Raw genomic sequence first — 7,461 nt, 5'->3', positions numbered from 1 at the left:
AAGTGTGGAGACACACCCCAAAATAATCCGCCGCCTCTCTCGGTTTCACATACCTAGCCATACCAAGCAGCCATACTGAACATACTGTACATTATTTTCAGTATAGTCCAGCGTATCATTGAATAGAGTCATGCTCCTGCCAGCCAAGACTCGATCTGCCGGCAAGGGATCCCTGCCTTAACCGATGGAAAAAACCTGATCCAGACTCAACTCTCCAGCCAGGATCCCTGGGATCCCAACTTTCTCCTCGGGGGTGTAAGCCTCTCTTTTCTGGTAAACTCCCGACTCCGTTGGCAAGCTGTACGTCTCTAGGCAGTTCTCTTGCAAGTTCAAGATCCAGTAGTTGGGGATCCCGGCTTTGGCGTAGAGTCCGAGTTTGACTTCCCGATCATAGGTAAGGGAAGAATCAGCCACTTCGATGATGAGATAGATGTCTTCGGGCTGAGGATGCCGAGAGCGGTACTCATCCTGCTGAAAGCGCACAATGGCAAAGTCGGGCTCTGGCTCGTGATTGGGGGGCAGTTGCACCGGATCCTGAGTGCGCACAATAGCTTGCTCCTGCACAAGGCCCACCAACAGTCGGTACAGGCGGCTACAGTAGGCGGCGTGCCTCTCCCCTTTCGTCATCTTTTGAACCAGGAGCCCGTCAATCAGCTCCAACTGATTGGGCTCTTCAATCTGTCCAGACTCAATCAGTCGATGAAACTCCTCAAAGGTATATCGCCTGATATAGGGATCCAATCGGGCGGCTAGAGTCATCGACCAAACTCATCAGACCCTAAACTTCATATCACCACTCTACCAACCCACAAAAAAGGGATCCCTGGACCAGCCAAGGGATCCCTATTCAGCAGGTTATGGGCTTGCTACCCCGACTGAGAGGCTGTCGAGGCGATAACAAAGGCCGCGTAGGTCAACACGTAACCCACCGTGAAGTGAGCCAGACCCACCAGACGACCTTGGACAATCGACATGGCCACCGGCTTGTCTTTCCAGCGGATCAGCTTGGCCAAGGGAGTGCGCTCATGCGCCCACACCAAGGTCTCGATCAGCTCTTGCCAGTAGCCGCGCCAGGAGATCAGGAACATGAACCCAGTTGCCCACACCAGGTGGCCGAACAGGAACATCCAGGCCCAAACCGCCAGGTTATTCATCCCGTAGGGGTTGTAGCCGTTGATCAACTGGGCGGAGTTGGCCCAGAGGTAATCCCGCAGCCAGCCCATCAGGTAGGTGGAGTTCTCGTTGAACTGGGCAGTGTTGCCGCTCCAAACCCCAAGCTGCTTCCAGTGCCAGTAGAAGGTAACCCAGCCGATGGTGTTCAGCATCCAGAACATGGCCAGGTAGAAGGCATCCCAGGCGGAGATGTCGCAGGTGCCGCCTCGACCCGGGCCGTCGCAGGGGAAGCTGTAGCCAAAGTCCTTCTTGTCCGGCATCAGCTTAGAGCCGCGGGCATCCAACGCCCCCTTGACCAAGATCAAGGTGGTGGTGTGCAAGCCCAGCGCAATGGCGTGGTGCACCAGGAAGTCACCCGGGCCAATGGGCAGGAACAGGGATCCATTGGGATCGTTGATGGCCTGCAGCCAGCCCGGCAGCCACACGTTGCCGTAGTTGGGCCAAGCGGTAGAAGCAAGGCTGTCGGGGTTGGACAACAACACATCCATGCCGTAGATCATCTTGCCGTGAGAGGCCTGGATGAACTGAGCAAACACCGGCTCGATCAAGATCTGCTTCTCCGGCGTGCCGAAGGCCTGCATGACGTCGTTGTGGACGTACAGCCCCAGGGTGTGGAAGCCCAGGAACAGCGATACCCAGCTGAGGTGGGAGATAATCGCTTCCTTGTGATCCAGCACCCGCGCCAGCACGTTGTTCTTGTTGGCCTCAGGATCGTAGTCCCGCACCAGGAAGATGGCCCCGTGGGCAAACGCCCCCACCATCAAGAAGCCAGCAATGTACTGGTGATGGGTGTAGAGAGCCGCCTCCGTGGTGTGATCCATGGACATGAACACGTAGGGGTTGAGGGCGTACATGTGCTGCGCCACCAGCGAGGTCACCACCCCCAGACAGGCCAGGGCCAGAGCCAACTGGAAGTGCAGGGAGTTGTTGACCGTGTCGTAGAGACCTTTGTGGCCTTCTCCCAGCAGGCCTCCGAAGGGAGTGCCCTTGGGGGGGTTGTGGGCGCCAAGGATCTCCCGGATGCTATGGCCAATGCCCCAGTTGGTGCGGTACATGTGGCCGGCCACGATGAAGATCACCGCGATGGCCAGGTGGTGGTGGGCCATGTCCGTCAGCCACAGGGACTGGGTGTTGGGGTTAAAGCCACCCAAGAAAGTGAGGATGGCCGTGCCCGCCCCTTCTGCCGTGCCCCAGACATGGTTGGCCGTGTCCGGGTTCTGGGCATACACCCCCCAGTTGAGGGTAAAGAAGGGCTTCAGACCTGCCGGGTGGGGCAGAGTGGTAAGGAAGTTGTCCCAGCCTACGTGCTGCCCGCGGGACTCGGGGATGGCGACGTGTACCAGGTGACCAGTCCAAGCCAGGGAACTGACCCCAAACAAGCCGGCCAGGTGGTGGTTGAGACGGGCTTCAGCGTTCTTGAACCAGCTCAGGCTAGGCCGGAAGCGGGGCTGCAGGTGCAGCCAGCCGGCAAACAGAAACACTGCCGCCAACAACAGCAGGCCAATCGCGCCGGTGTAGAGATCGCCGTTGGTGCGCAGGCCAATGGTGTTGAACCAATAGTACAGGCCAGAGTAGGCCGCGTTGACGGGGCCGCCGCCCCCGGGTTGGGTAAAGGCTTCCACCGCTGCCTTGCCAAAGTGGGGATCCCAGATGGCGTGGGCGATGGGCGTAACACCCGTGGGGTTGGCTACCCATTGCTCATAGTTGCCTTGCCAGGCGATGTGGAAGACGTTGCCGGAGGCCCACAGGAAGATGATTGCCAGATGGCCAAAGTGGGTGGCGAACAGCTTTTGGTAAAGCCGCTCCTCCGTCATGCCATCGTGGGTCTCGAAGTCGTGGGCGGTGGCAATGCCATACCACAGCCGACGCGTGGTGGGATCGCTGGCCAGGTCTTGGCTGAATTGGGGAAAACGAGTTGCAGTTGTCATGATTCTCTCTTCCTCCTTGCCTTAGCCGAGTGCGCCGAACCGTGCCAGGAAGAACGCCCAGGTGGTGACGATCCCTCCCAACAGGTAGTGGGCCACACCGACCGCCCGACCCTGAATGATGCTCAGAGCGCGGGGTTGAATGGCCGGAGCGACTTTTAGCTTGTTGTGGGCCCAAACGATGGACTCAATCAGCTCCTGCCAGTAGCCGCGACCGCTGAACAGGAACATCAGGCTGAAGGCCCAGACAAAGTGAGCGCCCAAGAAGAGCAGCCCATAAGCCGACAGAGCCGAGCCGTAGGAGTTGATCACCTGCACCGATTGCGCCCACAGGAAGTCCCGCAACCAGCCGTTGATGTTAATGGCGCTGGTGGCAAAGTTGCCGCCGGTGATGTGCTCAATCGTGCCATCGGCGTTGACGGTGCCCCAGATGTCGCTCTGCATCTTCCAGCTGAAGTGGAAGATCACGATGGAGATGCAGTTGTACATCCAGAACAGCCCCAGGAACACGTGATCCCAGCCGGAGACCTGGCAGGTGCCGCCGCGGCCTGGGCCATCGCAGGGGAAGCGGAAGCCCAATTTGCCTTTGTCCGGGATCAACCGGGAAGAGCGGGCAAACAACACCCCCTTGAGCAGGATCAGCACCGTAATGTGGATGGTCATGGCGTGGATGTGGTGCACCATGAAGTCCGCCGTGCCCAGCACCATCGGCATCATGGAGACCTTGCCGCCCACAGCTACCACGTCGCCGCCAAAGATGGGGCTAACCGAGGCGCCCACATAGGGAGCGGTGCTGGCAATGGCCGAAGTGTGCAGCGATTGAATCCACTGGGCAAAGATGGGCTGCAGTTGGATGCCGGTGTCCGAGAACATGTCCTGCGGACGGCCCAGGGCTTGCATCGTGTCGTTGTGGACGTAGAAGCCAAAGGCGTGGAAGCCCAAGAACAGACACACCCAGTTGAGGTGGCTGATGATGGCGTCGCGGTGGCGCAATACCCGATCCAACACGTTGTTGCGGTTCACCGCCGGGTCGTAGTCCCGCACCATGTAAATGGCCCCGTGGGCAGCACCCCCCACCACGAAGAAGCCGCCTATCCACATGTGGTGGGTAAACAGGGAGATCTGGGTGGCGTAGTCGATGCCCATGTAGGGGTAGGGGTTCATGGCGTACATGTGCTGCGCCACGATGATGCTCAGGGATCCCACCATGGCCAGGTTGATGGCCAGTTGGGCATGCCAGGAGGTGGTGAGCACTTCGTAGAGGCCCTTGTGGCCTTCGCCGGTGAAGGGGCCTTTGTGGGCTTCCAGGATCTCTTTAATGGAGTGGCCGATGCCCCAGTTGGTGCGGTACATGTGCCCGGCCACGATGAAGAGCACGGCAATGGCCAAGTGGTGGTGGGCTTGGTCGGTCAGCCAGAGGGCACCGTTCTGCGGATCCAGGCCACCCTTGAAGGTGAGAAACTCCGCGTACTTGCCCCAATCCAAGGTAAAGAAGGGCACCAACCCGCTGAAGATGCCCCAATCCACGCTGGGGAACATCTCCTTCATCAGGGCCGGCTTAAGGATGAACTCGTGGGGCAAGGGCACCTGATCCGCCGGCACGCCCGCATCCAACATCTTGTTGATGGGAATGGCCACGTGGATTTGGTGACCGGCCCAGGCCAAAGAACCCAGCCCCAGCAGGCCCGCCAGGTGGTGGTTGAGCATCGATTCCACATTTTGGAACCACTCCAGCTTGGGAGCCCGCTTGTGGTAGTGGAACCAGCCGGCAAACAGGCACAACCCGGCCATTACCAAGCCACCGATGGCGGTGCAGAGGAGTTGAAACTCATTGGTGATGCCGGCAGCTCGCCAGAGGTGAAACAGACCGGAAGTAATGCGGATCCCTTCGAAGCCGCCGCCCACATCCCCATTCAGGATCTCTTGGCCGAAGATGGGCCAGACCACTTGGGCGCTGGGCTTGACGTTGATCGGATCCGCCAGCCAAGCGGAATAGTTGGAGAACTGAGCTCCGTGGTAGTACATGCCGCTCAGCCAGACGAAAACCACTGCCAAGTGGCCGAAGTGAGCGGAAAAGATCTTACGAGAGACGTCTTCTAAGTCGCTGGTGTGACTGTCGAAGTCATGAGCAAGAGCATGGAGGTTCCAGATCCAGGTCGTGGTCTTGGGGCCACGGGATAGGCTGCGGTCGAAGTGCCCCGGCTTGGCCCATTTCTCAAATGAGGTGGGAACCGGATCCACATCAACCGACACCTTGACCTTCGGCTCTCGCTCCTTTGGCGTAGTTGTCATCAAGAACTCCTCTCTTGCGACAAGGAACGAAGCATCCCTACCCCTTGGCAGAAGATTCCCCCAGGGCAGGACTTACCTGGCATTATAGGTCAGGGTTTGTGAGCCCTCAGTTGCTTCACAATAATTAAACGAGGGATCCCTTGTCCCATCGAGGCTGGAGTCGATTGGCAATTGTTTTTTCGATCATAGATGTAAATATATGTAACGAATTTTCAGCCAACCCAATCCGTTCTCAGGAAGGGTTGGAACTGAACAATAGACAGCAAGGGATCCCCTGGGTGGGGATGTGTGGTAAAACCCTGGCAGCCCTTTTGCAGATACCACCCTATGACCCTAGAGATTCCCCGTCGCCAATACGTCAGCAACTACGGCCCCACCGTAGGGGATCGGGTGCGCCTGGCGGACACCGAGCTGATCATCGAGGTGGAGGAGGATTTCACCACCTATGGTGAGGAGATTAAGTTTGGGGGCGGCAAAACCATCCGCGATGGCATGGGGCAATCGCCGACGGCCACCCGCGCCAATGGGGCCTTGGATCTGGTGATCACCAACGCCCTGATCCTGGACTGGTGGGGCATCGTCAAGGCGGATGTGGGCATTCGCGATGGCTACATTGTCGGCATTGGCAAAGCCGGCAACCCCAACATCCAAGCGGGGGTGACGCCGGGCATGGTGGTGGGCCCCAGCACTGAGGTGATTGCCGGGGAAAACCTGATCCTGACAGCGGGCGGGATCGATGCCCATGTGCATTTCATCTGCCCGCAGTTGTGCGAGTTTGCCATCGCCTCGGGAGTGACCACCCTTTTGGGGGGCGGAACCGGGCCGGCCACCGGCAGCAACGCCACCACCTGCACCCCTGGAGCTTGGAACTTGGGCAAGATGTTGCAGGCGGCGGAGGGGTTCCCCGTCAATTTGGGCTTCTTTGGCAAGGGAAACGCGGCTTTTCCCGCAGCTTTGCGGGAACAGGTGGAAGCGGGGGCCTGCGGCCTCAAGATCCATGAAGATTGGGGATCCACGCCGGCGGTGATCGACAGCTGTTTGCAAGTCTCGGATGAGTACGACATCCAAACCCTCATCCACACCGATACTTTAAATGAATCGGCTTTTGTGGAAGATACCATCGCCGCCATCAATGGCCGCACCATTCACACCTTCCACACCGAAGGGGCCGGGGGTGGGCATGCCCCCGACATCATCCGCATTGCCTCCGAGCCCAACGTGCTGCCCAGCTCCACCAATCCCACCCGCCCCTTTACCCGCAACACCATCGAAGAACATCTGGACATGCTGATGGTGTGTCACCACCTGAGCAAGAATGTGCCGGAGGATATTGCTTTTGCCGAAAGCCGCATTCGCCCCCAAACCATTGCCGCCGAAGACATCTTGCATGACATGGGGGTGTTCAGCATCATCTCTTCCGACTCCCAGGCCATGGGCCGGGTGGGGGAGGTAATCATCCGCACTTGGCAGACGGCTCACAAGATGAAGGTGCAGCGGGGGCCTCTGCCGCAGGACAGCAGCCGCAACGACAACTTCCGGGCCAAGCGTTACGTGGCTAAGTACACCATCTGCCCCGCCATCGCCCAAGGACTCAGCCACGTCATCGGGTCGGTGGAGGTGGGAAAACTGGCGGATCTGTGTCTGTGGAAGCCGGCCTTTTTTGGGGTTAAGCCGGAAATTGTCCTGAAGGGGGGCCTGATTGCCTACGCCCAAATGGGGGATCCTAATGCTTCCATTCCAACCCCGCAGCCGGTGTACCCCCGCCCCATGTTCGGCAGCTTTGGCCGCGCCCTGACCGAGACCAGCCTGCTCTTTGTCTCCCAGGCTGCTCTAGACTTGGGGATCCCGGAAAAACTGGGGATCCAGCGCCGGGCCGTAGCGGTGAAAAATTGCCGCGAGATCGGCAAAGCGGATTTGAAACTCAATACCGCCACTCCCCGCATTGAGGTGAACCCAGAGACCTATGAAGTGCGGGCCGATGGAGAGCTGCTCACCTGCGAGCCGGCAGAGGTGCTGCCCATGGCACAACGGTACTTTCTGTTCTAATTTTGGGAGAGTTTGAGAGCTCTAT

General features: G+C 58.9%; 4 protein-coding genes and 1 pseudogene. 1 reads left to right on the top strand and 4 read right to left on the bottom strand.

The annotated features are described in order from the left end of the window. The 4 genes and pseudogenes from NW840_RS12535 to psaA form a co-directional block, all read right to left on the bottom strand. A pseudogene (locus NW840_RS12535) lies at positions 1-61 on the bottom strand (IS607 family transposase); the annotation flags it as partial. 116 nt (positions 62-177) lie between these two features. Next, complete coding sequence (locus tag NW840_RS12530; RefSeq protein WP_414344623.1) at positions 178-759, bottom strand: Uma2 family endonuclease; 582 nt, start codon at positions 757-759, stop codon at positions 178-180. 107 nt (positions 760-866) lie between these two features. Then, the gene (gene psaB / locus NW840_RS12525) at positions 867-3,101 is read right to left on the bottom strand and encodes a photosystem I core protein PsaB (RefSeq protein ID WP_414332634.1); all 2,235 of its coding nucleotides are present in this window, start codon (positions 3,099-3,101) and stop codon (positions 867-869) included. A gap of 21 nt (positions 3,102-3,122) precedes the next feature. After that, entirely contained in the window at positions 3,123-5,390 is a 2,268-nt protein-coding gene (psaA, locus tag NW840_RS12520) for a photosystem I core protein PsaA (protein WP_414344621.1), read from the bottom strand. A gap of 327 nt (positions 5,391-5,717) precedes the next feature. Here psaA and ureC point away from each other — a divergent pair, with 327 nt between their 5' ends. Beyond that, a complete protein-coding gene (gene ureC / locus NW840_RS12515) occupies positions 5,718-7,436 on the top strand; it encodes an urease subunit alpha (RefSeq protein WP_414344620.1) in 1,719 nt (572 codons plus the stop codon). Positions 7,437-7,461 lie beyond the last annotated feature (25 nt).

The sequence above is a fragment of the Synechococcus sp. R5-13 genome (assembly GCF_047462015.1).
Lineage (GTDB): Bacteria > Cyanobacteriota > Cyanobacteriia > Thermostichales > Thermostichaceae > Thermostichus.
This window is presented reverse-complemented; position numbering and strand designations above follow the sequence as displayed.

What these genes read in the sequence shown, in the direction of transcription:
- NW840_RS12530 (WP_414344623.1), bottom strand. Translation starts at nt 759, where the DNA reads ATGACTCTAGCCGCCCGATTGGATCCCTATATCAGGCGATATACCTTT.
- psaB (WP_414332634.1), bottom strand. Translation starts at nt 3,101, where the DNA reads ATGACAACTGCAACTCGTTTTCCCCAATTCAGCCAAGACCTGGCCAGC.
- psaA (WP_414344621.1), bottom strand. Translation starts at nt 5,390, where the DNA reads ATGACAACTACGCCAAAGGAGCGAGAGCCGAAGGTCAAGGTGTCGGTT.
- ureC (WP_414344620.1), top strand. Translation starts at nt 5,718, where the DNA reads ATGACCCTAGAGATTCCCCGTCGCCAATACGTCAGCAACTACGGCCCC.